The organism is Sphingomonas folli, assembly GCF_019429525.1.
Taxonomy (GTDB): domain Bacteria; phylum Pseudomonadota; class Alphaproteobacteria; order Sphingomonadales; family Sphingomonadaceae; genus Sphingomonas; species Sphingomonas folii.
Genome location: NZ_JAHXZL010000004.1, coordinates 211319 through 236445, shown reverse-complemented (window position 1 = coordinate 236445; position 25127 = coordinate 211319). Strand labels below are relative to the sequence as shown.

At 72.6% G+C, this 25127-nt stretch carries 19 protein-coding genes and 1 tRNA gene; 7 read left to right on the top strand and 13 right to left on the bottom strand.

Annotated elements, in window-relative coordinates:
• Nucleotides 1–7: 7 nt before the first annotated feature.
• Both KZ813_RS08050 and KZ813_RS08045 read right to left on the bottom strand, forming a co-directional pair.
• Nucleotides 8–4636, bottom strand: coding sequence for an NAD-glutamate dehydrogenase (locus tag KZ813_RS08050; RefSeq protein WP_219754452.1), 4629 nt, complete (start codon nt 4634–4636; stop codon nt 8–10).
• 279 nt (nt 4637–4915) lie between these two features.
• The gene (locus KZ813_RS08045) at nt 4916–6163 is read right to left on the bottom strand and encodes a PAS domain-containing protein (protein WP_219754451.1); all 1248 of its coding nucleotides are present in this window, start codon (nt 6161–6163) and stop codon (nt 4916–4918) included.
• A gap of 156 nt (nt 6164–6319) precedes the next feature.
• Between KZ813_RS08045 and KZ813_RS08040 the strand changes: the two genes are divergently transcribed.
• Nucleotides 6320–6395: transfer RNA gene (locus KZ813_RS08040), tRNA-Thr, on the top strand.
• 222 nt (nt 6396–6617) lie between these two features.
• Here the strand turns inward: KZ813_RS08040 and KZ813_RS08035 are convergent.
• Entirely contained in the window at nt 6618–7970 is a 1353-nt protein-coding gene (locus KZ813_RS08035) for a capsule polysaccharide biogenesis protein (RefSeq protein ID WP_219754450.1), read from the bottom strand.
• 125 nt (nt 7971–8095) lie between these two features.
• Between KZ813_RS08035 and KZ813_RS08030 the strand changes: the two genes are divergently transcribed.
• Nucleotides 8096–9559, top strand: coding sequence for an LTA synthase family protein (locus KZ813_RS08030; RefSeq protein ID WP_308461822.1), 1464 nt, complete (start codon nt 8096–8098; stop codon nt 9557–9559).
• A 15-nt stretch (nt 9560–9574) separates the two neighbouring features.
• Here KZ813_RS08030 and KZ813_RS08025 read toward each other — a convergent pair whose 3' ends face one another.
• A complete protein-coding gene (locus tag KZ813_RS08025; protein ID WP_219754449.1) occupies nt 9575–10360 on the bottom strand; it encodes an SDR family NAD(P)-dependent oxidoreductase in 786 nt (261 codons plus the stop codon).
• A 149-nt stretch (nt 10361–10509) separates the two neighbouring features.
• On the opposite strand from KZ813_RS08025, the gene KZ813_RS08020 reads away from it, so the two are divergent.
• Nucleotides 10510–11130 carry a sterol desaturase family protein gene (locus tag KZ813_RS08020; protein ID WP_308461821.1) on the top strand — a complete coding sequence of 207 codons (621 nt, stop codon included), beginning with the start codon at nt 10510–10512 and terminating at the stop codon, nt 11128–11130.
• Here KZ813_RS08020 and KZ813_RS08015 read toward each other — a convergent pair.
• Genes KZ813_RS08015 through KZ813_RS07995 form a run of 5 tightly spaced genes read right to left on the bottom strand, consistent with a single transcriptional unit; the run spans nt 11127 to nt 16166 of the window.
• Nucleotides 11127–12656 carry a capsular polysaccharide export protein, LipB/KpsS family gene (locus KZ813_RS08015; RefSeq protein ID WP_219754447.1) on the bottom strand — a complete coding sequence of 510 codons (1530 nt, stop codon included), beginning with the start codon at nt 12654–12656 and terminating at the stop codon, nt 11127–11129. The genes KZ813_RS08020 and KZ813_RS08015 overlap by 4 nt on opposite strands.
• Before the next feature lie 4 nt (nt 12657–12660).
• Nucleotides 12661–13692 (bottom strand): phytanoyl-CoA dioxygenase family protein, encoded by a 1032-nt coding sequence (locus KZ813_RS08010; protein WP_219754446.1) that lies wholly within the window; start codon nt 13690–13692, stop codon nt 12661–12663.
• A 40-nt stretch (nt 13693–13732) separates the two neighbouring features.
• Nucleotides 13733–14335, bottom strand: a complete 603-nt coding sequence (locus KZ813_RS08005; protein WP_219754445.1) for a histidine phosphatase family protein — start codon at nt 14333–14335, stop codon at nt 13733–13735.
• Nucleotides 14332–15141 carry a 3-deoxy-manno-octulosonate cytidylyltransferase gene (gene kdsB, locus KZ813_RS08000; protein ID WP_219754444.1) on the bottom strand — a complete coding sequence of 270 codons (810 nt, stop codon included), beginning with the start codon at nt 15139–15141 and terminating at the stop codon, nt 14332–14334. The genes KZ813_RS08005 and kdsB overlap by 4 nt, the downstream gene beginning before the upstream one ends.
• A gap of 11 nt (nt 15142–15152) precedes the next feature.
• Complete coding sequence (locus KZ813_RS07995) at nt 15153–16166, bottom strand: KpsF/GutQ family sugar-phosphate isomerase (protein ID WP_308461820.1); 1014 nt, start codon at nt 16164–16166, stop codon at nt 15153–15155.
• 133 nt (nt 16167–16299) lie between these two features.
• On the opposite strand from KZ813_RS07995, the gene kdsA reads away from it, so the two are divergent.
• Nucleotides 16300–17130, top strand: a complete 831-nt coding sequence (gene kdsA, locus KZ813_RS07990) for a 3-deoxy-8-phosphooctulonate synthase (protein WP_219754595.1) — start codon at nt 16300–16302, stop codon at nt 17128–17130.
• Here kdsA and KZ813_RS07985 read toward each other — a convergent pair.
• Nucleotides 17127–18296: a glycosyltransferase gene (locus KZ813_RS07985; protein ID WP_308461819.1), complete on the bottom strand. Its 1170-nt coding sequence runs from the start codon at nt 18294–18296 to the stop codon at nt 17127–17129. The genes kdsA and KZ813_RS07985 overlap by 4 nt on opposite strands.
• 164 nt (nt 18297–18460) lie before the next feature.
• Here KZ813_RS07985 and KZ813_RS07980 point away from each other — a divergent pair, with 164 nt between their 5' ends.
• The gene (locus KZ813_RS07980) at nt 18461–19267 is read left to right on the top strand and encodes an ABC transporter permease (protein ID WP_219754442.1); all 807 of its coding nucleotides are present in this window, start codon (nt 18461–18463) and stop codon (nt 19265–19267) included.
• A gap of 18 nt (nt 19268–19285) precedes the next feature.
• The gene (locus KZ813_RS07975; protein WP_219754441.1) at nt 19286–20464 is read left to right on the top strand and encodes a KpsE/RkpR family capsule polysaccharide export protein; all 1179 of its coding nucleotides are present in this window, start codon (nt 19286–19288) and stop codon (nt 20462–20464) included.
• A gap of 39 nt (nt 20465–20503) precedes the next feature.
• Here KZ813_RS07975 and KZ813_RS07970 read toward each other — a convergent pair whose 3' ends face one another.
• From KZ813_RS07970 to KZ813_RS07960, 3 genes are read right to left on the bottom strand one after another with little or no spacing between them, the layout of a single operon-like run.
• Entirely contained in the window at nt 20504–21811 is a 1308-nt protein-coding gene (locus KZ813_RS07970; RefSeq protein WP_219754440.1) for a hypothetical protein, read from the bottom strand.
• Nucleotides 21808–23115: a glycosyltransferase family 4 protein gene (locus KZ813_RS07965; protein WP_308461818.1), complete on the bottom strand. Its 1308-nt coding sequence runs from the start codon at nt 23113–23115 to the stop codon at nt 21808–21810. Before KZ813_RS07965 ends, KZ813_RS07970 begins: the two co-directional genes overlap by 4 nt.
• A 21-nt stretch (nt 23116–23136) precedes the next feature.
• Nucleotides 23137–24327, bottom strand: coding sequence for a glycosyltransferase family 4 protein (locus tag KZ813_RS07960; RefSeq protein WP_308461817.1), 1191 nt, complete (start codon nt 24325–24327; stop codon nt 23137–23139).
• A gap of 81 nt (nt 24328–24408) precedes the next feature.
• Between KZ813_RS07960 and KZ813_RS07955 the strand changes: the two genes are divergently transcribed.
• Nucleotides 24409–25071 carry an ABC transporter ATP-binding protein gene (locus tag KZ813_RS07955; RefSeq protein ID WP_219754438.1) on the top strand — a complete coding sequence of 221 codons (663 nt, stop codon included), beginning with the start codon at nt 24409–24411 and terminating at the stop codon, nt 25069–25071.
• Nucleotides 25072–25127: the final 56 nt, after the last annotated feature.

Sequence of the window (25127 nt, the reverse complement as noted above, 5' to 3'; positions counted from 1 at the left end):
TCGCTCCCTACCGCCCCAGCAGCACACGCGCCTGGCTGGCGATCTGCGCCAGCATCGCCGCGTTGGGTGCCTGCGCGTTGCGGGCGCGATCGATCACCGCGCGGAACTGCGCCACGCGCGTGCCGTTGCGCGCGATCCAATCGGCCACCAGCGCCTCCGGGTCGCCCGTGCCGCCGCGGCCGAGGAAGTCGAGCCGCAGCTGCTGGAAGTCGCGCGCGAGCCCCGCGATCAGCAGCCGCTCCCACGGGTCGCTCGGCGAGATCCGGGTCGCGGTCGACTGTGCCCAGTCGAGCCCCAGCGCCTGGCCCAGCCGCGTGAAGGCGCGCGCCAGCCGTGTCTCCTCGATCCCGGCGCGCTCGCCCAGGTCGGCGAGGCCGACCGCGCCGTCCAGCTCGAACAGGCGCACCACCTGGGTCGCGAGGCCATGCGGCGCGCCCGCCTGCTCCAGCGTGTCGGCGATCCGGCGCGAGTGCGCGCGCGCCTCGTCGAGCAGCAGCTCGCCGGTCGCGGCGTCGAGTCGCTCGATCCCGGCCGACAGGCGCGCCAGCACCGTCGATGGGGGCGTCGCCGGGCCGGTGATGCGCAGCAGGTCGGCGATCTGCGAGCGCACCGCCACCGCGGTCTCGTCGAACAGCGCGATCCGCCCGCTCTCCGGCATCGCGGCGCTCTCGATCGCGTGCCACAGCGCGGTGAGGCCGAACTGGCGCTCCACCACCACGAACATCGCGGCGATGTCGGCGAGCGTCGCGCCCTCCTCCTCGGCGAGCTCGAAGGGGTGGAGGATGCCGATCCGGTTGATGATGCGGTTGGCCAGCTTGGTCGCGACGATCTGCGGCCGCAGCCGGTGGGACTCGATCGCGGCGGCGAAGCGCTCGCGCATCGCCGGCGGGAAGGCGGCGTGGAGATCCTCGGCCAGCGCGGGGTCGTCGCCGAGTGCCGAACGCTCGATCGCGTCCTGCAGCGCCAGCTTGGCGGTGGCGAGCAGCACCGCCAGCTCGGGCCGGGTGAGCCCGCGCGCGTCGCTGCCGCGGCGGAGCAGGTCGACGTTGCTGCCGAGCCCCTCGACGCGGCGGTCGAGCCGACCGCCCTCCTCGAACACCTCGATCATCCGGACGTAGCTGGGCAACGCCTGCACCCCGCCGCCCTCGGCGATCGACAGCGCCAGCGTCTGGAGGCGGTTGTCCTCCAGCACCAGCCGCGCGACATCGTCGGTCATCGCGCCGAGCAGCGCGTTGCGGTCGTCGAACGCGAGTCGCCCCTCGATCATCTCGCGGTTGAGCGCGATCTTGATGTTGACCTCATTGTCGGAGCAGTCGACGCCCGCCGAATTGTCGATGAAGTCGGTGTTGATCCGCCCGCCCCGCGTCGCGAAGGCGATGCGCGCCGCCTGGGTGACGCCCAGGTTCGCGCCCTCGCCGATCGCGGTGGCGCGCAGGTCCTCGGCGTCGACGCGCAGGCGGTCGTTGGCGGGGTCGCCGACGGTGGCGTTGTTCTCGGCCGCGGCCTTCACATAGGTGCCGATCCCGCCGAACCAGATCAGGTCGACCGGGCTCTTGAGGATCGCGGAGATCAGCGCGGTCGGCTCCAGCCGTTCCGCCGCCACGCCCAGCGCGGCGCGCACCTCGGGCGAGAGCGGGATCGACTTCATGTCGCGCGCGAACACGCCGCCGCCCGGCGAGATGAGCGACGTGTCATAGTCCGCCCAGCTGGAGCGCGGCAGCGCGAACAGCCGGTCGCGCTCGGCCCAGCTCGCCGCCGCGTCGGGATCGGGGTCGAGGAAGATGTGGCGGTGGTCGAAGGCGGCGACCAGCCTGATCGCCTTGGACAGCAGCATGCCGTTGCCGAACACGTCGCCCGACATGTCGCCGCAGCCGACGACGCGGATCGGCTGCGTCTGCACGTCGACGCCGCGCTCGGCGAAGTGGCGCTGCACCGAGACCCAGGCGCCCTTGGCGGTGATGCCCATCGCTTTGTGGTCGTAACCCTGGCTGCCGCCGCTCGCGAAGGCGTCGCCGAGCCAGAAGCCGCGCTCCAGCGCGATCGCGTTGGCGACGTCGCTGAAGGTCGCGGTGCCCTTGTCGGCGGCGACGACGAAATAGGGGTCCTCGCCGTCATGGACGACGACGCCGTCGGGATGCACCACCGTGCCGCCGACGATATTGTCGGTGATCGACAGCAGCGTGCGGATGAAGATGCGATAGGCCTCGGTGCCCTCCGCCAGCCAGGCGTCGCGGTTGGCCGGGGAGGGCAGCTGCTTGGCGTAGAATCCACCCTTGGCGCCGGTCGGCACGATCACCGCGTTCTTGACTCGCTGCGCCTTCATCAGGCCCAGGATCTCGGTGCGGAAGTCGTCGCGCCGGTCGGACCAGCGCAGGCCGCCGCGCGCGACCGGGCCGGCGCGCAGGTGGATGCCCTCGACCCGCGGCGAATAGACCCACACCTCGCGCCACGGCAGCGGCGCGGGCAGGCCGGGAATGCGGCTGCTGTCGAGCTTGAACGCCAGCGCTTCCTTCGCCGCCTCCGTATAAGCGTTGGTGCGCAGCGTCGCGTCGATCACCGCGCGGAAGGCGCGCAGGATGCGGTCGTCGTCGATGCCGGTGACCGCGTCGAGCCCGGCGTCGATCGCGGCGGCGGCGGCCTCCGCGTCGCCGGGGCGGGCGGGATCGTGGCGCGCGGCGAACAGGTCGACCAGCGCCTTGGTGACGTGATGCGCGCGGGTCAGCGTCTCCACCACCGTGGCCATGCCGTAGCTCATCCCCGCCTGGCGCAGGTAGCGGAACCAGGCGCGGAACAGTACCACCGCCGAGGGCGACAGCCCGGCTTCCAACATCAGGCGGTTGAAGACGTCGTCCTCGGCGCGGCCCTCGAGCACCTGGGCGAGCGCTTCCTGCAGCGTGTCCGCCGCGGCGAGCACCGCGGGCACGTCGGCCGCGGTCTCGAGCGTGAAGTCGTGGATCGACGAGCGTTCCTCGTCGGTCAGCCCGGTCGGCATCTCCTCGATCACGCGGAAGCCGAAATGCTCCAGCGCGGGCACCGCGTCGGACAGCGCGAGCGGTCCGCCCTGGCGGTACACCTTGAGGTGGAGCATGCCGTCGCCGCCCGCGGTGAACCGCACCTCGCGGTCGGCGTCGTCGACCAGGTTGGCGATCGCGACGATGTCGCGCGCGGCCTCGTCGGGCGTGGCGCCGGTGCGATAGCGCGGTGGGAAGGCGGCGGCATGGCGCAGCGCCAGCCGCGCCGCGCGCGCCGGACCGACCTCGTCGGCGAGCGCCGACTCGATCGAGGGCGCCCAGCCGCGCACCATTTTCTCCAGCCGCGCGTCGAGCAGCGACGCGTCGGGCAGGCGGCCGGCGCCGCGCAGGTCGATCGTGTAGCGCAGCAGCGCGGTGCGGCTGTCCTCGACGCTGGTGGTCCAGTTGAGGATCTGCCCGTTGGCCTCCTCCGCCAGCATGTCGCCGATGGCGACGCGGCGCGCGGTGGTCATCTCGTCGCGCGGCAGCCAGACGAAGGCGTAGAGGTGGCGGCCGAGCGGGGAGGGGGCCAGCACCAGCTTGGGGCGCGGCCGGTCGGCGAGGCTCATCGCGGTGAGCGCCAACTCCTCCATGCCCGCGGCGTCGACCGCGATCATCAGGTCGTGCGGCAGCGTCGCGATCGCGTGGGTCAGCGCCTTGCCGGTATGGCCGGCGGGGTCGAAGCCGAACTTGGCCTCGCTCGCGGCGAGCCGCTGGCGCAGCACGGGCACGCTGCGCGGCGGCGCGTTGAGCGCGGCCGAGGTCCACAGGCCGGCGTGGATCGAGAGGCCGGTGACCTTACCGGCGGTGGCGAGCGGCACCACCAGCAGGTCGAGCGGGACGCGGCGGTGGACCGGCGAGATCAGGCTCGATTTGAGCAGCAGCGGCGCGGCGTTGCCCGCGGTGAAATATTCCACCGCGAGCAGGCGCGAGCGCTCGGCGAGCAGCGGCACGTCATGATCGTTGCGCGCGATGCCGAGCGGGGCGGCGGCGTCGGCGTGGCCGTCGGCGTGCCAGCGCTCGTGACCGAGCAGCGTGAAGTGGCGGTCGAGGAACCAGCGCAGCAGGTTGGCGCCCTCGGGATCGTGCCCGGTGTCGTCGAGCATCCCCGCGTCGGCGGCGAGCGCGGCCTGCATCGCGCGCCAGTCGCTCACCGCGAGCCGCACGTCGCGGAGCAGCCGCTCGATCTCGTCGGTCAGCGCGCGGCGGTCCTTGGCGTCGACCCGCTCGAGCTCGACGTAGATCATCGACTCGGCGCTGCCGCCGGCCTCCTCGATCGCGGTGAGCGTGCCGTCGGCGTCGCGCGCGACGCGGATCACGGGATGGATCACGCGGTCGACCGCGATGTCGCGGTCGCCGATCGCGGCGGCGACCGAGTCGACCAGGAAGGGCATGTCGTCGTTGACGATGGCGAGCCGCATGCGGCGCCGCGCGCCGTCACCGGGGAGCTGTTCCAGCGCGAGCGCGGCGGTGCCCGGCGCGCGCTGCGCCGCGGTCTCGGCCAGGAAGGCGGCGGCCTCGGCCTGCTTGTCCTCGCCGAAGCCGGCGATCTCCCCGGGTAGCGCGCGATGGGTGAGCCGCGCCGCGAGCGCGGCAGACAGTTTCTGCAGAGACTTCTCGACCATGCCCGCGCTATGCGCCGGGCGGCGGCGCGGCTCAACCCCGCGCGGGGGCGTGAGGGACAGCCGATGGGGTGCGAGATGATCGCAGCCACGAACTGCCGGCGTCATCCCGCACGTGCTTCAGGATCCACCGGTCCGCAGGCTCGCCGCCCGCGGGCGCGCGGCACGGTGGATGATGAGACGGGTTCGGGACGGCGGCGTGTAGTGAGGCAGCGACGTCGCGCGTCGACCGCGCCGCGCAGCTTCCCACGCGGCGACGATGCAGGTGAAGGGCCGCCGGCGTCAGCCGAGCCGCCGCAGCACCTGCTTCGCCAGCCTGGCATCGTCGCGCACCGTACCGATCACCACGATGCCGCCCGCGACCGCGCGTCCGAGCAGCACCACCGGCTCGCCCTCGGCCAGGCCGCTGTCGAGCGCGAGCTCGGCCAGCGGCGCGCGCGAGGCGATCGCTGGCGCCAGCGGCGGTGCGACACGCGTCACCGGCCGGCGCGCCGCGCGCTCGTCCGCGACGAGGCGCTTGATCCCGCCCTCGATCGAGTCGAGCACGCCGGCCAGCTCGCCCTCCGCGACGCCGGTGCGCGCCGCCCAGGCGAGCACCGTGGCCACCTCGGTCAGACGCGTCTTGTCGTGGTCGGTGCCGAAGATCAGCTTGGCGATCGCGGTCATCGGCGCGCGCGCCTGCACCTTGACGGCCGCCTCGTCGAGGATCGCGGCGAGCCGCTCGGGCGCGTCCGCGGCGGCGAGCGCGAAATCGTGCGCGCGGCCCAGCGCGCGATAGAGCGCGGCGTGGCTGCGCGTCGCGGCGGTGCGCGCCGAGGCCGCGCTCGCGCGCGCTGCGGCGAGCCGATCGTCGAGCGTCGCGGCGGGCGGGGCGTCTGGCCAGGGCAGCGCGTCGACCTCGGCCTCGGCGTGCGGGCCGTCCGCCCAGGCCGCGGCGGGGACGGGATCGTGGCGCGGGGCCCGCGCGCTCACCGCCAGCTCGCGGTCCAGCGCGGCCTGGTGATCGGCGGTGACCAGCTCCTTCCAGTTGATCACCCCGTAGATGAAGTCGATCGTCGCGCCGTTCGACGAGAAGGGCATCAGGATGCCGCGATACAGCGTGGCATGCCCGCGCGTGCCGACGAACTCGGCCTCGAAGCCGATCGGTGCCTGGTTGGCGATGATCTGGAGATAATGGTCGGTCAGCCGCGAGAGCAGCGACCGCGCGGGCACGCCGCTGATCCGCTCGATCGCTTGGTCGACGCCGCATTCCTCGCGCAACGCGCGACCGATGAACTGGACCGACGGGTCCGCGACTCCGGCGGAGAAATCGAGCAGCACGCTGTTCGCGCCGAAGTCGGCGATGCTGGCGGGTTCGAGGTCGGCGATGGCGGGATAGGGGCGATCGCCGAGCAGCGAGACCCAGTGGTTGTAGGCGCGCACGTGCATGCGCCGCTCGTCACCGCCGATCGCGAGCACCGCCTCGCCCACGCCGCCCTCTGTCGGGTCGAGATCGTGGCGGAGGTCGTCGTAGCCGCGCGGCGTGTCCATGCTCATCGTCCCAGTGAGGCCCTCGGAGTCGGCCTGTCACGCCCGATCTGCACCACGGATGGTAAACTCCGCGTAAAGCCCGGAAGCGCTTGCCACGCCCGGGAGCCGCTGCTAAGCGCGCGCTCCACGATGCGGCGCCCCTGGTGGCGCGATCGGGCCGCTTTAGCTCAGTTGGTAGAGCACATCATTCGTAATGATGGGGTCACAGGTTCGAGTCCTGTAAGCGGCACCATTTTCGATGGACCATGGCGACGTGCCGTCGAAATGCGCGATGCGGCCGTTTCTCACACACCTTACCGTCGCACCAGAGGAAGTAATCGGTGGCACGGGGCTGCCGCGGCTGCTCGATGCGGTCGGGCGGGCACGGCGCCGCCGCGCGCGCTGTCCGCCAGACCGCCTCAACCGCGCGCATTTCGACCCGCTCGCCCGGCGAGTCAGGTCGAGGCGCCGGCGCCTAGCGCGCGGCGGCCCGTCCCGTTCGCCGCGTCGCGCGCGACAGCGGCGCGTCGCTCGCCGCGGGCTCGCTCAGCCGCAGCGGGCTCGCCGCCTCGAGCCGCGCGACCACGCCCTGGGTCACCGCGTCGAGCGCGGCGTCGGAGAAGAAACCGCCCGGCACCAGGCAGCGGTCGATCAGCACCCGGCGGAAAGCGGCGAACACCGCGGGATCGGGGGCTATGGGCTCGCGCCAGAACGCGTCGAGGCCGCGCTGGAACGTGATCCCGTCGATGTCGTAGACTGCCTGGCCGAGTGCGATCACGGGCACGCCGACGGCGAGCGCGAGCGTGCCGCTGGTGCTGTTGATCGTCACCATCCCGCGCGCGCCATGCGCCACCGGCACGATGTCGCCACTCTCCAAATAGTCGACGCGGTCGGCCACGCCGTGGCGTACCGCCAGCGCCGCCGCCTCGCCGCGCCAGTCGCGCACGCCGTTGTCGAGCGGGTGCTCCTTGATGACGAGGCGCAGCTCCGCGGGGGCGTGGCGCGCGAACGACTCGATCACGAGCCGCAGCGCGTCCGAGATGCCGGCGAAGCCCGAGTGGAGGCGGATCTGCGCATCTGAGTCGAGCTGGAGCGGGAACAGCACATAGGGATCCCCGCGGTCGAGCAGTCGCTCGACCAACTGCCGCGACCGTTCCGCCGCCTGGCGGCGCCGGCGCAGCCGCCGGATCCAGCCCGCCGCCTCGACCAAGGGGTGCCACGGCCGGTGGTTCTCCCAGTGAGGATAATACCAGCGTGAGAAGACGTCGGCGCTATTGTATACCACGGCCTCCAGCGCGCGGCGCCGGAAGGAGGAGGGGACTTGGCGGTGCTCGGGTGCCGGGGGCAGGCGCGCGGCTTCCGCGAGATACCAGGCCGGGTCGCGCGGCAGGCTGGAATGACCGTTCACCCCACCCGGCTCGAACGTCACCCAGTCGGGGCGGATATAGCCCTCCTCGAAGACGTGGACAGGGACGTGGAGCGCGCGGCAGGTCGCGATCGCGGCGATGTGGAGCGGGCGGCAGTCGCCGAACAAGATCACGTCGGTGATGCCGCGCTCGCGGATCAGCGCCGCCAGCGCGGCGGGCCAGTCCGCCGGAGCGCCGCGATAGTCGACCCCGCCGGGCAGCCGCCAGAACAGGCGGTCACCGCCGTTGAAATGAACCTTGTGGACGCCGTAGCCGCGCCGCCGCAGCGCCAGGCCGACGCGGCGGAACAGCGGCCCCATCAGGCCCTGCAGCAGCAGGATCTCGCGGCGATGGGAAGGCGGCGTCGCGCCCGGCGCCGCGATCTTCGGCACCGCGTCCGGGATGAGCGGCAGGTCGGTCATCGCGCCCTGATACAGCGGATCGGCCGCGGAGGCGACATGACAATCGCGCCCCGTCCGCCTATGGAGCCGCTCGGTCGCGTGCCGCCGGCCGCCCCGTCATCCTCGAGCGAGTCCGCGGCTGTACCGTGACGATCCCCGTCCTGGCCTATCTCCTGCTGCTGCTCGGCGCGCTCGCGATCGATGCGATGGTGCGCCCGCGCGCGCGCCGGATCGTGCGTGACTGGCGGGGGAGCCTGCTGCTGCTGCTGGCAGTTACGGTCGCCTTCGGGTGCGGCCTCGCCGTTTCGGGTAACGCGCCGGCCGCCGCGATCCTGGCGGCGGCGCTGCTGGCGGTTGTGGCGATCGCGTCCAACGCCAAGCGTGCGGTGCTGGGCGAGCCGCTGCTGTTCTCCGACCTGGCGCTGGTCGGCGCGCTGGTCCGCCACCCGGGCTTCTATCTCACGGCGCTGTCGCTGCCGCAGCGTGCGCTCGGTGTCGCCGGCGCGCTGGCGCTTCCCGTGGCACTGGCGTGGCTGTTCGTGCCACGGCCCGCGCCGCATCTCGCCGGCGCGGCGATCGGCGCGGCCGCGCTCGTCGCGTTGTTGGCGCTGCTGCGCTTGCCGCCGCTCGCCGTGCTGGCGCGCGTGCCGGACGCCGAGGCCGATCTCGCGCGCCACGGGCTGGTCGCGACGTTGCTGCTCTACTGGCGCCGCTGGCGCGTGCAGCTCGACCCGCCCGCGCTGCCGCCTGACCAGGGGGCGCCCGGGCCCGAGCTGGTGATCGTCGTCCAGTGCGAGTCCTTCGCCGATCCGGTCGCGCTCGCGGGCGCCGCGCCGCTGCCGGCGCTGGCGCGCGCGCGCGCGGCGGCGTGGCAGTGGGGCGAGCTGCACGTCAGCGGCTTCGGGGCCTATACCATGCGGACCGAATATGGCGTGTTGTTCGGGCGCGACGAGGCGGCGCTAGGCTTTCGCCGCTACGATCCCTTCCTCACCGCGGCGGGCGAGGCGTCGTACGCGCTATCGGCGCGGCTGCGCGGCCGCGGCTATCGCACCCTCTTCGTCCACCCGCACGACCTGCGCTTCTACGGGCGCGATCGATTGATGCCCGCGGTCGGATTCGAGCGGCTGGTCGGCGACGACGCCTTCGTCGCGACCGCGCCCGGGATCGGGCGCTACGTCGACGACCGCGCGCTCGGCATGGCGCTGGGCGCGCTCGCCGACGCCGCCGGATGCCCCACCTTCGTCTATGCGGTCACGATGGAGAATCACGGGCCGTGGGGGAAGGAGCGGATCGCGGGTTCGCCGGGCGGGCTCGACGCCTATCTGCGTCACCTGCGCGGCAGCGACGCGATGCTGGGCGACCTGATCGATCACCTCGACCGCGCCGATCGCCGCGCCGTGCTCGTCTTCTTCGGGGACCATCGCCCCAGTATCCCGGGCGCGAGCGAGCCCGGCCCCGACCGTCACACGCCCTATGTGATCCTGCGGTTCGGCGATCGGCCGGGGAGCGCCGCAACCGGGGCAGAGGGGGGCGGGGAGGCGGGCCGCCGCGTCGATCTCACCCCTGCGGGGCTGCACCATGCCATCCTGGCCGCGGTGGCGACCCCGTAGCGCGGCCGTCACCCTTCAGTCGGGCGCCAGCGCTCGCAGCAGCCGGTCGCGCGCCCAGCGCGGCAGCAGCGGGTCGATCCACCGCAGCAGCGCGAAGGGCCAGGGCAAGGTCAGCCGCACGCGGCCACGCGCGTCGGCGCGCGCGATCTGGGACGCGACCCAGGCGGGGCGTCGCGTCAGCCACCCCGGCGCGGGTACGAGCCGGCCGCCGGGTGAGTCGAACGGGCCTGGTTCCACCAGCAGCACGCGCACGCCGCGCGGCGCGACCGCGACGCGCAGCGCGTCGGCCAACCGCGCCAGTCCCGCCTTCGAGCCCGCGTAGCCCGCGGCGAAGGGCAGCGAATAGGCCGCGGCCGCCGAACCGATCAGCACGATGTCGCCGCGACCGCGCGCGGCCATACGCTCGGCCAGTTCCGCGGCCATCGCCCCGGGGGTGACGAAGTTGACCAGGCCGAGCCGCACCACTGCCGCCGCCGCCTCTACCCGGCGGCCCGCCGTCCGGACGTCGCCGAGCCCCGCGGCCAGGATCGCCAAATCGATGTCGCCCGCCTCGTCCTCCGCGACGAGCGCGCGTAACGCCGCTTCGCTGTCGGCGAGATCGAGTGAGCGTATCTGCGCGGTCGCGCCGGCGCGGCGACACTCGGCCGCGACCGTCTCGAGCCGAGTCGGATCGCGTGCCCATAACAGCAGCGCCCGGCCGGGCGCGGCATAGTGACGTGCCAGCGCCGCCCCGAGCCCGGCCGACGCGCCGGTGATGAGGATGCGACCTAGCGGTGTCGCAGCTTTATCGGAATCGGTCATCGTACTGGGGAGATGTGGTAATGATGCACCGGTTTGGCGGTTCTCGCTGCGGTGCAACTTGACAGATCGAGCGCACATCTGTCCATGGCCGAGCTATGGATGTGAGCCGAGCCAGCCGCAGACACACGCGGCGCGTCGACGCCGGCGTCGTGCACCCGCGCCTGCGGCTCTTCCGTCGCGACTGGATGGAACGGTTGACGGTGATGCCGCCGCAGCTGTTCGTCGCGCTGTGGGTGGTGCTGCTTGCGCTGGTTTTCTACGCTAGCCTCGGGCAGGTCGGGCCGGCGGCGTGGGTCGGGCTGGCGGCGGCCGGGCTGCTCACCTGGTCGCTGTTCGAATATGTCATGCACCGCTATTTGTTCCACCTGGAGCTGCCGACCGTCTGGGGTCACCGGTTCGTCTTCCTGATGCACGGCAACCACCACGAGGATCCGAATGACCCGTGGCGCAGCATCATGCCGCCGATCGTCAGCGTGACATGGTCGGGGGCGATCTGGGCCGGTATGGCGTTGGCACTGGGGGGCGCCGGTACGGTCCTGTTTCTCGGCTTCATCACCGGATACGTCATCTACGACGCGGTCCATTTTGCCTGTCACCGGCTGCCGGTGCGCGGCCGGCTGATGCGCACGCTGCGGCGCCACCACCTGCGCCACCATCATGGGCGGGAGGACGGCAATTACGCGATCACCGCGCTGTTCTGGGACCATGTCTTCGGGACCTATCTGTCCGCCAAGAAGGCGGCGGGAGCCCACCCCCGCGCCGACGCCTAGCGCCAGCGCCGCGCCACGCGGCCCTGCCAACGCCGCAGTCGGCTGATCCGGTCGAGCCGGTTGACCGCGCCCCCCGTCGCCATCCGCGCCACCAGCGTCTCGGGCGGGCAGGGCAGCGCGGTGACGGGATCGAGGTAGCGCGGGTAGAGGATCATCACGCCCGCCACCAGCTCGTCCAACCTCAGCGCGCGGCCGCGCCGGTCGGGAACCGGGGCGAGATCGCGCGTCAGCCCCCACCCGGCGTAGAAGGGGGTGCCGTGGCAGGTCACGTCGCGCGCGCGCAGCAGCGCCTCGAAGCCGGTCAGCGACGTGAGGACGTGCACGCCGTCGATCACGTCCAGCAGGTCGGCCATCGCGCCGCCGCGCACCACATGGTCGGCCAGCGTCAGCGCCTCGGCGTCGCGCACCGCCCCGCGGCGATGCCCGGCGTCGACGTCGGGATGGGGGCGGAACCATATCTCCGCGTCGGGCTCTAGCGCGCGCGCGCGGCGCAGCAGCTCGAGGTTGCTCGCCAGACCATGGCCCCCGAGCCGCACCGACATGTCGTCCTCGACCTGTCCGGGTACCAGCACCAGCCTGCGACCGGGCGCGCGGGTCGGAAAGGTATGCGCCGCGCCGCCGCCATATTTGCTGATTCGCGTCGCGACCATCGTCTCGCGGAGCCGCGCCGCCCGCGCCAACAGCGTGGGCGCGAACGTGGCGGCGGCGAGCAACTGCTCGAGGTCGCTCGCGCTCGACGGGTCATAGTGGATGCCGCGCGCGTCGACGGTGATCGACGCGGGGGGCACTAGGTCGCTGCCGAGCCCGACCGAGCGGACGAATCCGTCCTCCACCCGTATCAGCGTTACGCCCGAGGCGGCGGCGTCGCGGACCATCGCCGCCGAGACGCGCGACGGCCACACCGCGACCGCGCCGCCGACGCGCGCGGCGTGCGTCACGGCCCGCCGCTCCGACCGGTAGAACCGCAGTGGACGCCCCGGTGACCACAGGAAGCGCCGGATCTCGCGTCGCTTCCACCAGGCGATACCGCAGGCCGCGACGATCGCGCGATTGGTCGCGGCGAGGCGGCGCCATAGGCCGAGTAGCGCGATCACCGACTCCAGGTCGCTCGGCACGCCGGTGAAAGGGTCGCGATAGCGCCGCGCCAGCAGCGTCGCGGCGACGCGCTCGGGCGTGTCGTAGCGTCCGGGCGCGGTCAGCTCGACGCGCGCGCCCACGATCTGCGCGAGGGCGATCCACTCGTCGTCGCCGTGGCCGCGGACCGTCACCCCTGGCGACAGCACCGACCAGGGGTCGACCGTCTCACGTGCCGGCGCCGCGGCGCGGTCGATCCGCGCCGCGACAGTCCCCGGTGGAGCCCAGTAGCTGCCCCCGACGCGCTCGGCGCGGAGCGCGGCGAAGAGGCGCTCGACCGTCGCCGCGTCGATCGTGCCCAACGACGCCGTCACTGGCTCGGACAGGATCACCCGCGGCCCGGGGAAGGGCGGGGCTCGCAGCAGCGGCACGTCGGCCACGGGCTCGTCCATTGCCTCAGCTCCCGTGGACGGGCGCGTCAGGCGTCTTGCCGCCGACGTCGGCCCAGGGCTGGCCGAGCAGCGCGCGCAGCCGATCGCGCGCCGCCCAGGCGAGCGTGGCGCGGCGCTCGGCGATGCCGGGCAGGCTCATCGCGTCGAGCCCGATCCAGGGCAGGAAGGGGTTTCGCCGGCCATAGCTCCAGATCTCGATCCGCGTCGCGGGGCGCAGCGACGGCCCGCGCGCGTGGAAGCCCGACGTGTCCGCAACGATCAAGGTGTTGGCCGGTACCGCGAAGGCGCGCGGCGCGGGCAGGCCGAGCGCGGCGAGCTCGGCCGGCGCGACCCGCAGCGACCCGCGCGACGACAGCCTGTCGAGGCCGCTCGCGGCGCGGATGCTGCGCTCCTTCTCCCAGGCGACGCGCGCGGCGGTCATGCGGTGCGAGCCGGGCACGTAGACGAAGGGTCCTTCGTCCGCGGCCACGTCCGTGAGGAAGAACCAGGCCTTGACCGTCGCGTGGAAGGTGTCGGCGTGGAGCGCCGTCTGCGGGTCGGGCGGGCCGTCGTGGACGTGCGAGAGGATCGTCTGGATATAGGCGACCGGCTCGCTGTCGAAGCTGCCGGCGTAACGCATCAGCCCGCGCCACACCGGTCCGCGCACCAGCGCGGCGACCGCCGGCATCGCTGCCAGCGCGGCGGGGTCGAGCGCGATCCGACGCGTGATCGTGTCACCCTGCACCATCTCGCGCGCGGGGGCGACGCGGCCCAGCGCCTGCCGACGCAGCGCGTCGAACTGGTCCCCGGGCAGGAAGTCGCGCCGCAGCACGAAGCCGTCGCGGTCGAAGGCCGCGCGATCGGCCGGGTCGACGAGCCGCGCGAGCCGGCGCCGCCGCGACTCCGCCAGCCGCGCCGCGGCACGCACGCGCGCCGCGTGGAGCCCCCAGCGATTGAGCCGCGGCGAGCCGATCACCGGATTGTCGCAGAAGGCCTTGGCGCCGGTCGCGAGCTGGGCGACCCACCAGGGATAGAGGAGCAGGCGCGCCGGGTTCATCGCCGCGTCTCTCCCCGATGCGGCGCGCGCGCGCAACCGCTCACGGCCGCTCGTCCCATGCCAGCCGCGCCGTCTCGCCCAGGCTGGTGCGCAGCACGCCATAGGCGCCGGTGCGCAGCTTGAGCGACGTGAGCCCCTGCGCCAGCCCCGGTGCCGCCAGCAGCGCGAAGCGCGCGGCGCCGTTGCTGGTGACGAGCAGGATCCTCTCGCCCCCCGGCTCGGCGAACAGCGCGCGCCAGGCGGCCAGGCGTGCCGCCGGGTCGACGTGCCAGCCCGGCGGGGGCACGCCGTGCGCGTCCCATGCGGCGAGCGCGTCGGCGCCGACGCGCGCGCGCACCTCGGCCTCGGTGCGGTCCTCGTCGGGGCCATGGTCGATCTCGGCCAGGAAGCCGGCGTCCTCGATCGCGGGAGCGCCGGGGAGCGCGGCGCGGATCACCGCGGCGGTGTCGCGCGCGCGGCGCAGCGACGCCGCGAGGACGCGGTCGAAATGCCAGCCGCGCGCCGCGAAGGCTTCCCCCAGCGCGGCGGCCTGCGCGCGACCCGATTCGACCAGCGGCAGGTCGGTGCGCGCGCCGATGCGGCGCGGCGGGTCGCCGGGCGCGAAGGTGTCGCCGTGGCGCACGATGACGAAGGTCGTGCTCATCCCTCGTAGGGGTCGCCGTGGCGGCGGATCAGCGCCTCCGCCAGCGCCGCGTCGGCGGCGGTGTCGATGCCCGACATGCTGTGAGCGGGCGGGTCGACCGCGATCGCGCGCACGGTCATACCCAGCTCGAGGAAGCGCAGCTGCTCCAGCCCCTCGAGCAGCTCGTACCGGCCAGGGGGTGCGGCCTCGAAGCGCGCCAGCGCGGCGAGGCGATAGGCGTAGAGGCCGAGATGACGGTACACGGGCGAGAGCGGCCCGGCCGCGCGCAGCCCCGCCTCGTCGCGCATCGCGGGCAGGATCGCCTTGGAGAACCACAGCGCGTCGCCGTCGGCGCCGCGCACACAGGTAGTACCGCTGAACGGCGACTCGCGCTTGTGCGCGCGCAGTCGATCGAGCGCGGCCCAGTCGAGTCGCACGACCGGGGTGACGCAGGCGACGTCATCGCGCCGCGCCGCGACGAGCAGTGCCGCGACCAGCGGCGCCGGCACGAACGGCGCGTCGCCCTGCAGGTTGACCACCACTCCCGGGGGGACGGCGCGCTGGCACGCCGCGGCATAGGCGCGACCCGAGCCCGACTCGATCGCGGCCGCGGTCATCGTCACCTCATGTCCGAGCGCGCGCGCGTGGTCGGCGACGCGCGCGTCGTCGGTCGCCACCACCATGTCGCACTCGCCCGCCAGCGCCGCGGCCGCGGCGGCGACGCGCGCGACTCGCTCCAGCAGGGTGCGTCCGGCGATCGCGAGCAGCGGCTTGCCCGGTAGCCGGGTCGAGCCGTAGCGCGCCGGTACGACGATCAGGTCGCGCACGGCTGGCCGGCTCAGGCGACGCCCGCGCGCAGCAGGTCGTGCATATGGAGCGCGCCGACCGGGCGGCGCCGGTCGCAGACGAACAAGACCGTGACCGCGTTGGCGTTCATGACGCGCAGCGCCTCGGTCGACAGCGTGTCGGCGGCCACCGCGAGCGGGCGCGGGGTCATGTGCGCCTCGATCGGCTCGTGCAGGTGCTGGGCGGCGAAGCTGCGGCGCAGGTCGCCGTCGGTGAAGACGCCGACGAGATCGCCTGCCTGGTCGACGACCGCGGTCGCACCGTAGCGCTTGCGGCTCATCTCGATGGTCGCCTCCATCAGCGAGGCGCCGACACGCACCACTGGCATGTCCTCGGGCTTGCCCATCAGCTGCGCCACGGTGGTGAGCCGCGCGCCGAGCCGACCGCCGGGGTGCAACGTAAGGAAATCGGAGGGCGAGAAGCCGCGCTGTTCGACCAGCGCGATCGCCAGCGCGTCGCCCAGGACCGCCTGCAGCGTGGTGGAGGAGGTGGGAGCGAGCCGGTTGGGGCAGGCCTCGTCGACGTGCGGCAGGGGCAGGCAGATGTCGGCGGCGCGCGCCGCAGTGCTCCCGGCGTTGGCGGTGGCGACGATCAGCGTCACCGCGAACCGGTGGCAATAAGCGATCAGGTCACCCAGTTCGGCGGTCTCGCCGGACCAGCTGATCGCGAGCACGACGTCCTCGCCGGTGATCATGCCGAGGTCGCCGTGGCTCGCCTCGCCGGGATGGAGATACAGCGAGGGCGTGCCGGTGGACGTCATCGTCGCCGCGATCTTGCGGCCGATGATACCGCTCTTGCCCATGCCGGTCACCACCAGCCGCCCCGCGGTCGCCGCGATCGCTGCGATCGCTGCGACGGTGCGCGCGAACGCCTCGCGCAGCGGCGGCGATCCCAGCGCCTCGGTCAGCACGTCCAACGCCTCGCGCTCGACCCTGATGGTGTTGAGCGCCGATCGCAGCGCGGCATCGCCGATCTGGCTCGTCTTCTCGATACGCAAACCCGTCACCTCGTCGGGCGGGTAGCCAATCCGCCGTGGGGGAGCTACCCGGCCGGGACCGGGCGCCGAAGCGCGCGCCTATAACCCATGTCTAGCGGCACGCCAATTCGTGGTCGCAGCAGAAATGACGGGAATGGATACGATGAAGCTGTTCGGCAGCGACATAGGCCCCGAGCACCCGCTGTTCCTGATCGCCGGCCCGTGCGCGATCGAGAGCGAGGCGCTGGCGCTGTCCACCGCGGCCACGCTGCGCGACATCACGGCGCGGCTCGGGCTGACGTTCGTCTACAAGAGCTCCTTCGACAAGGCGAACCGCAGCTCGGGCAGGACCTTCCGCGGCCCCGGCATGGAAGAGGGGCTGCGTATTCTCGCCAAGGTGCGCGACGAGATCGGGGTGCCGGTGCTGACCGACGTCCATACCGAGGAACAGGTCGCGCCCGTGGCGGCGGTGGTCGACATGCTGCAGACCCCCGCCTTCCTGGCGCGCCAGACCGACTTCATCGCCGCGGTGGCGGCGAGCGGGCGGCCGGTCAACATCAAGAAAGCGCAGTTCATGGCGCCGGGCGACATGGTCAACGTCGTCGCCAAGGCGCGCGCGGCGGCCACCGCGGCGGGGCACGACCCCGACGCTTTCACCGTCTGCGAGCGCGGCGCCTCCTTCGGTTACAACAACCTGGTCTCCGACATGCGCGGGCTGGCGATCATGCGCGAGACCGGCTGCCCGGTGGTGTTCGATGCGACCCACTCGGTCCAGCTGCCCGGCGGCCAGGGCGACCGCTCGGGCGGGCAGCGCGAGTTCGTGCCGGTGCTGGCGCGCGCTGCGGTCGGCGCGGGGGTGGCTGGCCTCTTCATCGAGACCCACCCCGATCCCGACCGCGCTCTGTCGGACGGCGCCAACTCCTGGCCGCTCGACCAGCTCGAGCCGCTGCTGCGTCAGCTGATCGCGATCGACGCGGTGGTGAAGGGGCGCTAGCGCCGCGCCGGCAGCGCGGCGAGCCACGGCTCCACCGCGGCGAAATGCGTGCCCCAGTCGGGCGCGCGATAGCCGCGCAGCGCGGCGCGCTGGCGCTCGCGCGTCGGTGACTCACCCGCGAAGTCGAGCACGGCGCGCTCCCACGCCACCGCGTCTAGCGGCGACAGATAGGTCGGGATTGTCCCCGCGACCTCGCGGAAGACCGGCAGGTCCGAGGCGATCACCGGCACGCCGAGCCGCATCGCCTCGACCACGGGCATGCCATAGCCCTCGGCGAAGGACGGCATCAGCAGTGCGCGCGCGCCGGTCAGCAGCGTCGCCAGCGCCTCGTCGTCGCAGCGGCCGCGCTCCTCGACCAGCGGCGCTAGTGCGGCGCAGCGGTCGAGCAGCGCCATCGCGTCCGCCGCCTCCCAGCCGCGCTGGCCGACCAGCACCAGCCGCGGTGCCGAGCCGCCCAGCCGACGCGCCAGCTCGCGCCACAGCTGGAGTAGCAGCAGATGGTTCTTCCGCCCCTCGATCGTGCCGACCGCGACGAAATAAGGCGTGTCCGGCGGCGCGGGAGCGGTTGCGGGGCATGGCAGCGCGTCGGCGGCGAGCCAAGCCGCTACCGCAGCCGGTCGCGGCAGGCCGCGCGCCGCGCCGAAGGCGTCGAGCGCGTCGAGCGTGGCGCACGAGTTGCCGATGATACCGCTCGCGCTCGCCAGCGCGTGGCGCATCCGCCGCTCGTGCCGCGACGCCTCGCCGGGGCGGCAATATTCGGGCGTCTCGAGCGGGATCAGGTCGTGGATGAGGTGGACCGCGCGCAGCTCGTGGCGCGCGATCCAGTCGACCAGGCCGGGATCGTCCAGCCCGGTGTGGCCGACGTTGAGGTAGAGCGCGCCGCGTCGGGGCGCGCGCACGGCGCGCGGCAGCGCGCGTGCCAACAGAGCGGCGAGCCGCGGCCTCCGGTCGGCGCTGTCGCCCGCCAGCAGCGCGGCGAGCCGCGCGGTGTCGCCCGGCGGCAGCACGAAGCGGCGCCCCTTCCACTGGATCACGCCGTGCGCGCGGCCCGCGTAGCGATCGAGATAGGCGTGGCAGACGCGGTCGATCCCGGTCGGCAGTCGCCCGGCCCAGCTGCGCCAGACGAGGCGACCGACGTCGAGCAGGAGGGGATCGGCTGGGGGCACGCGCGCGGCTATAGGCGGCGGCGGGTGGCGCGTCACGCGTCTCGGCCCGGCCGCGCGTGCGGCATTCCCGTGACGGGCGCGATAGGTTAGAGCGCGCATCCGAGAAGACCAGCCGCGCGCTGCCCAGCCCGTGCATGCGCTCCCTGGAGGAAGGACGTCGACCCATGGGCGGTTCGCCCGCTCCCACCGCCGGTACGCCGTGGCGCCGCGCGCTGTCCGTCCAGGGCAGGGTGATCGGCGCGGTGCTGATGCGCGAGCTGCACACGCGCTACGGCCGCGAGAACATCGGCTACCTCTGGCTGATCGCCGAGCCGCTGATGCTCGGCAGCATCATCGCGCTGCTGCACAGCGGCCAGACGGCGCACAAGGGCACGATCAACCCGGTGGCGCTGACCGTCGTCGGATATACCATCTTCATCATGTTCCGTGGCATCGTCAACCGCGCCGAGGGCACGCTGCACAGCAACCTGCCGCTGCTCTACCACCGCATGGTGACAGTGTTCGATATCGCGATCGCGCGCGCGCTGCTGGAAGCGGCGGGCACCTTCGTCGCCTTCACCATCCTGCTCAGTCTGGTCATCGTGCTGGGCTTCGCCGACCTACCCGCGCGGCCATTGATGCTGCTCGCCGGGATCGCCTACATCTTCTTCTTTTCCTTCGGCATTTCGATGATCATCGTGGGTGGCACGCATGACAATCGCCTGTTGGAGCGGCTGGTACACCCGTTCAGCTACTTCATGATCCCGCTCTCCGCCGCTTTCTACCAGGTATCGTGGGTGCCCGAGCCCTACCGCCATTATCTGCTGTACAATCCCTTTCCGCAGATGTTCGAGCTGGTGCGCCACGGGCAGTTCCCCTCCGCGACGCTGGAGTATGTCGACTTCACCTACATGACCGCCTGGACACTGGTGCTCAACCTGTTCGGGCTGCTCGCCATTCGCGCGGTGCGTCACCGCATCCACCTGAGCTGATTCACGAGATCCTCGCGTATGAACATGCACGGCATCATCGCCCCCGCCCACGATCCGGTCGCCGAGGCTCGGCCCTCGGCTCTGGCCCGGTTGCTCGCCGTCGCGCGCCGGCGCCGCATGCTGATGCTGGTGGTCGTGCTCCCGACGCTGCTGCTCGCCGGCTATTACTATCTGATCGCCGCGGATCAGTACGAGTCGCAGGCGCACTTCCTCGTCAAATCGGCGGATGGTCCGACCGCCTCGCCCTCGGGCTTCGGGCAGCTGCTCGGGCTCAGCGGGATGGGCGGCTCGGGCGGGGAGGCGGCGAGCGTCTCGGACTATCTCACCTCGCACGACGCGGTGGCGCGGCTATCGCGCGACATCGGGCTGGTCGAGCGCTTCCGCCGCCCCGAGGCGGACGTGGTGAGCCGCCTGTCAACCGCCGATCCCACCCCGGAGAAGCTGCTGACCTATTATGAGAGGAAGGTGTCGGTCGAGACCGACCATGATACCGGGATCACGAAATTGTCGGTGCACGCCTTCCGCCCCGACGACGCCTATGAGATCATCCGCCACCTGCTTGAGATGGGCGAGCAGCGCGTCAACACCATGAACGCGCGCTCCTACGAGGACGCGATCGCTGCCTCGCGCCGCCAGCTCGGCGAGGCCGAGACCGCGCTCGCCGAGGTGCAGGGCGAGATCACCGAGTACCGTCAGACGCGCGCGGACGTCGATCCGGAGGGATCGGGCAAGGCGCAGATCGGGTTGGTCTCCGGGCTGCGCGCCAATCTCGCCGCGGCGCAGGCGCAGCTCGAGACGACCGGCGCGTTCGTCAGCCACACCAGTCCGCAGTACGTCGCGCTGTCGCGTCAGGTCCGCTCACTCCAGGCGCAGCTGGCGGCACAGTCGGGGCGGCTCGCCGGCGAAGGCGGCGGCGAGCGCACCATCGCGGGCAATCTCGGCGGCTACGAGGACCTGCGCCTACGCCAGGAGTTCGCGGGGAAGCGCTATGAGGCGGCGGCGGCGGCGCTGGCGCAGGCGCGCGAGCGGGCGCGGCGGCAGCAGCTCTACCTCGTCCGCGTCGTGGAGCCCAACATGCCGGTCAAGTCGCTGTTCCCGCAGCGCGGCAAGATCGTTCTCACCGCCTTCTTCGCCCTGCTGCTAGTCTATAGCATCGGCTGGCTGATCGCCGCCGGCGTGCGCGAGCACGCCGCCTAGACGGCGCCGCGCGACCGTGATCGAGGACGGCCGCGCGGCTCAGCGCTGTTTCCGCGCGATCAGCGCGAACGGGGTAACCGGCGCGGCACCGCGCGGCGTGGGGTCCAGCGCGAAATCGAGCTGCGCCACCTCGTGCCCGTCGGCTACCAGCGTCAGGGCGAGCCGCTCGATCTCGACGCGGCCGAGTCCACGCCCGTGGGCCGGGCGATCCAGCGTCCCCGCATAAGGGAGCAGGTGGACCGCCACGCCGCGCGGTCGCAGCCACGCCATCGCGCCGCGCACCATCGGCGCGAAGCGGTCGGGCGCGGCATGCCACGCCTCGACCGACCACAGGAAGTCGAAATCGTCGCGCATCGGCGGCAGCGCCAGCCGCTCGAACAAGGTCAGGTGCACCGAGTCGAAGTAGCGCCGCGGCGAGCACAGCTCGGGATAATGCCAGTGCTCCAATGCCACGCCGGGGTCGGCGTCGGGCAGATCGTCGCGCCGTGTCACCGCCACCAACGTGGAGCTGCCGAGTCCGGCGAGGTAGGAGGCCAGGCGATCACGACCGTTCACGATGGCGACAGCGCGCGCGTTCTCGAGGTCGATGCCATAATAGCATAGCGCCTGGAGGATGATTGCATTGCCCCAACGCTCGGCAGGGGCGCCGCCCTCTTGGCCCAGCGCCGCGTTCCACGCCGCCACCAAGGGGTCGCGCAGCTGCGCCGCGGTCATCGCCTGCGACACCGGGCGCGCGAGCTGCGGCGCACTGACCACAGCCAGCTCGGGCCGGTCGGCGCGCTCCGCCGGTGACGTCGCGAGCGCGGGTGGCGTGACGCGCGCGACCGGTCCGTCGGGGAGCGGCGGCGCAGCGCGCTGGCGCGGGTCGAGCGACAGGCTGAGCGCCGCGGCGCGCGCGTCGGTGGGGTCGTCGATCGTGCCGCCGATGGTACAGCCCATGTTGCGCCGCCCGATCAGGTCGACGTGGAGGATGCCGCCGCGCGCGACCAGATCGCGCATGGGTACCGAGAGCGTGTGCAGCGGCATCGGTGCCGGGCAGGGCGGCAGCGCGGGATGACAGGAGAGCGCGCGCAGGTGCACCGTCAGCGTGCCGCTGGTCGCGCTCAGCCCGTGGAAGTGCAACGTGAAGCGGTTCGGCCCCAGCACGGGATAGATGTCGAGCGACTGGAATACATAGCCGGGATCGTCGCCGGCGGCGTCGCCGCCGAGTCCCGTCACTCGGCTGGCGAGCTGCGGGTGCGCGGCGAAGGGATCGATCGGCAGGAAGCTGAGCTGATCGGGGACGGGCTGGGCGGGATCCGGCCGGCCGGGATCGGGCACGGCGGCCCCGTCCTGTGCCGCGGTCACGCCGCCCCCCGCGCGCGCGCGTAGAGCGAGTCCAGCGCCGCGGCGTAGCGCTCGGCCGAGAACAGCGCTGCCTGCCGCCGTCCGCGTGCGGCGAGATCAGCGCGGCGCGTCGGGTCGTCGTCGAGCGCGCGCAGCCCCGCCGCGATCGCGTCGACGTCATAGGGGTCGACCAGCAGCGCCGCGCCGCCGGCCACCTCGCGCAGCGCGCCGGTGGTGGAGGCGAGCACGGGCACGCCGAGCAGCATCGCCTCGTGCACTGGCAGCCCGAAGCCTTCGTACAGTGACGGGAAGGCTAGCGCGCGCGCGCCGCGCAGCAGCCGCATCAGCAGGTGGCGCGGCAGATAGTCGATCTGGATGACTCGTCGCTCGAGGTGCGTGTGACGCGGGCTGCCGAGGTCGTCCGCACGCGGCAGCAGTACCAGCTCGGCCTCGCTCTGCCACGCCCGCCCGGCCACGATCACCAGCGGCGTGTCGGTGCCGAGCGACAGATAGGCCTCGATCAGCCGTCCGATGTTCTTCTTCGGCTCGATCGCCCCGAAGTAGAGGAAATAGCCCTGGTATGGCAGCCCGAAGGTGGCTTCCACCGCGGCCGCGGCGGTCGCGGCCGGCTCACCGAGCAGCGCCGGCTCCATCGCCGACACCTGATAGGTGTTGACGATCCTCTCGGGCGCCACCCTCAGCAGCTCGGCGATGTCGGCCGCGCTGGTCTCCGACACGGTGCAGATCGCGTCGGCGCGCGCGGCGCAGGCGGCGACCAGGGCGCGATAGTGCCGCTTCTCGTCCAGCGTGGCGAAGGGCAGGCGCAGCGGCACCAGATCGTGCAGCGTATAGACGTTGCGCGCGCCCATGAGCGTGATCGGCACGGGATAGGTCCAGTGCATGACGTCGGGCGGCGACGCCAGCCGCAACCGGACGAACCGGCCGGTGGCGTGGAAATAGGCGTGCGCGCGCTCGAACAGGTGTGGGCAACTCCAGAGCGAGTCGAACATCGCGGTGCGATCGTCGAGCGCGCGCGTGTCGACGGTGTCGCGCGGCACCGCCACAGCGGTCATGCCGCGCGCCGCCGCGAGCACCGCCAGCGCGCGTCGCGGCCCCTTTCGCCGCCTTCGCCACAGCTGCGGCCGCGCGAGCTGGTCGTAGAAAAGTGTCTCGCGCTGTTCGGCGGGTCCGGCCACGTCGAGGCCGAAGACGCCGTCGACGCGATGCCCGCCCGCGCGCAGCGTGCGCGCCAGCATCGCACCGTAGGTCGCGATCCCGGTGCCGTGCGGCATCGCCAGATTATAGCCGTCTACGCCGACACGCACAACGCCACCGTTCCCGATCACTCACGGACTTCGGCCGTTAGACGCCGCGGCGCGGCGCTGCAATGCGGCACGATAGATCGCGGCGAGGCGTTCGGCGAACCGGGACGGGGCGAAGGCCGGAGCGCGCGCGCGCCCGCGTGCGGCAAGGTCGCGCACCAGCGCGTCGTCGTTCGCTAGTCGCGTGATCGCCGCGGCGATCGAGTCGACGTCGGTGACGTCGACCAGCAGCGCCGCGCCGCCCGCCACCTCCGCCGGCGCGCCTGTTCCGCCGGCCAGCACGGGCGTGCCGAGCGCCATCGCCTCGGCGACGGGCAGGCCGAATCCCTCGGCGAGCGAGGGGAACAGCAGAGCGCGCGCCTCGGCGAGCAGCGTCACCAGCAGTTCGCGCGGAGGATAGCGAAGCCGGATCGCGCCGGGCGTCGCGGCGATGTCGGCGAGGATCGGTCCCGCCTCCCATCCGTCTGGCCCCGCGATCAGCAACGGCAGCTCGGTGCCGCTGCGGCGATAAGCAGCGAGCAGCGCGACGAGATTCTTGCGCGGCTCGACCGTGCCGACAGCGAGGAGATAACCCCGCGGGGTGAGACCCACCGGCAGCGACGCGCGCGCTGCCTCGGCGACGTCGACCGGCTGCCCGGTATCGACCACGAAGGCGGGGTCGCAGCCCAGCGCCGCGACGATAGCGGCGCGCGCCGCCTGTGACACGGTGGTGATGCCGTCGCCGCCTGCGACGATCGCGTCGAGCACCGCGCGGTGCCGACGCGGGGCGATCGGCGTCAGCTCGGGGCGGTCCAGCGGAATCGCGTCATGGACGGTGTAGAGGTTGATCCAGCCCTCGACTCGCAGCGGCACCGGGTAGGTCCAGTGCATGATGCCCGCGGGCAGGTCGCAGCGCAGCGGCATGAGCCGGCGGTAGAGGTCGAAATGAACGTGCGCGCGGCGGAACAGATCGCGCCCGAGCAGCGTCGCGCCGTCGGCGTCGGCTCCCGCGCGAAGGTGTCGTGCCGCGCGCGGCACGGCGCCCGACCAGCGCGCCGCGCGACCGTCGTCGGTGTGCTCCGCCACGAGTCGGTAGGGTCGATCGGTCAGCGCGCGCGTCGCCGTCGCGAGCGCGCGCGCGTAGGTCGCTACACCGGTCCCACCGTCGCCCAGCATGCGCGCGTCGAGACACAGCGGCAGCGTGAGCCGCGCCGGAGGGGGAGGCTCGTGGCTCACGTCGCGTGTCTTCTCATGGTGGGCCAGAGCCTGTAGGGGCGGGGCCGCGCGAGCCGGCTGGAACGACGACGGAAATATCCCATGATCCAATTCGACCATGTGTCGAAGAGCTATCACCTGCGCAAGTTCGAGAAGCGCGTGTTCTCCGACCTCAACTTCACGATCGGCAAGGGTGACGCGCTCGGCATCTGCGGCGCCAACGGCGCGGGCAAGTCGACGCTGATGCGGTTGATCGCGGGGGTGGAGCAGCCCACCACCGGCCGGATCACGCGATCGATGACGACGTCCTGGCCGATCGGCTATGCCAACGCGTTCCAGTCGAGCCTGACCGGCGCCGACAACGCCCGTTTCATCTCACGCATCTACGATCGACCGGAGCGCGAGCTGCTCGACTTCGTCGAGGAGTTCGCGCAGCTCGGTCCCTATCTCCACCAGCCGGTGAGCACCTATTCGGCCGGCATGAACGCGCGGCTCGCCTTCGGCATCAGCCTCGCGGTCGAGTTCGACTGCTATCTGGTCGACGAGGTCACCGCGGCGGGCGACGAGCGCTTCCGGCGCCGCTCGGAGGACGCGCTGATCTCGCGGCGCGACAACGCCACGCTGGTGATGATCTCGCATGATCCCGGCACGCTCAAAGCCTATTGTCGCACCGGCGCGGTGCTCTATGGCGGCGCGCTGGTACGGTACGACACGATCGCCGAAGCCTGCGAGGTGCACCACCGCCTCCAGACGCGCGGCATGTGACCGCGTTTCGCGGCGTGCCGGTTGGTCAAACGCGGGAATGATGCCTCGATGTCGCT

Excerpts from the sequence above, each read along its gene's own strand:
- KZ813_RS07955 (WP_219754438.1), top strand. The coding sequence starts at position 24,409 with ATGATCCAATTCGACCATGTGTCGAAGAGCTATCACCTGCGCAAGTTC.
- KZ813_RS08025 (WP_219754449.1), bottom strand. The coding sequence starts at position 10,360 with ATGACCGATTCCGATAAAGCTGCGACACCGCTAGGTCGCATCCTCATC.
- KZ813_RS08005 (WP_219754445.1), bottom strand. The coding sequence starts at position 14,335 with ATGAGCACGACCTTCGTCATCGTGCGCCACGGCGACACCTTCGCGCCC.
- KZ813_RS08035 (WP_219754450.1), bottom strand. The coding sequence starts at position 7,970 with ATGACCGACCTGCCGCTCATCCCGGACGCGGTGCCGAAGATCGCGGCG.
- KZ813_RS07980 (WP_219754442.1), top strand. The coding sequence starts at position 18,461 with ATGGGCGGTTCGCCCGCTCCCACCGCCGGTACGCCGTGGCGCCGCGCG.
- KZ813_RS08050 (WP_219754452.1), bottom strand. The coding sequence starts at position 4,636 with ATGGTCGAGAAGTCTCTGCAGAAACTGTCTGCCGCGCTCGCGGCGCGG.
- KZ813_RS08045 (WP_219754451.1), bottom strand. The coding sequence starts at position 6,163 with ATGGACACGCCGCGCGGCTACGACGACCTCCGCCACGATCTCGACCCG.
- KZ813_RS08015 (WP_219754447.1), bottom strand. The coding sequence starts at position 12,656 with ATGGACGAGCCCGTGGCCGACGTGCCGCTGCTGCGAGCCCCGCCCTTC.
- KZ813_RS08010 (WP_219754446.1), bottom strand. The coding sequence starts at position 13,692 with ATGAACCCGGCGCGCCTGCTCCTCTATCCCTGGTGGGTCGCCCAGCTC.
- kdsA (WP_219754595.1), top strand. The coding sequence starts at position 16,300 with ATGAAGCTGTTCGGCAGCGACATAGGCCCCGAGCACCCGCTGTTCCTG.
- KZ813_RS07975 (WP_219754441.1), top strand. The coding sequence starts at position 19,286 with ATGAACATGCACGGCATCATCGCCCCCGCCCACGATCCGGTCGCCGAG.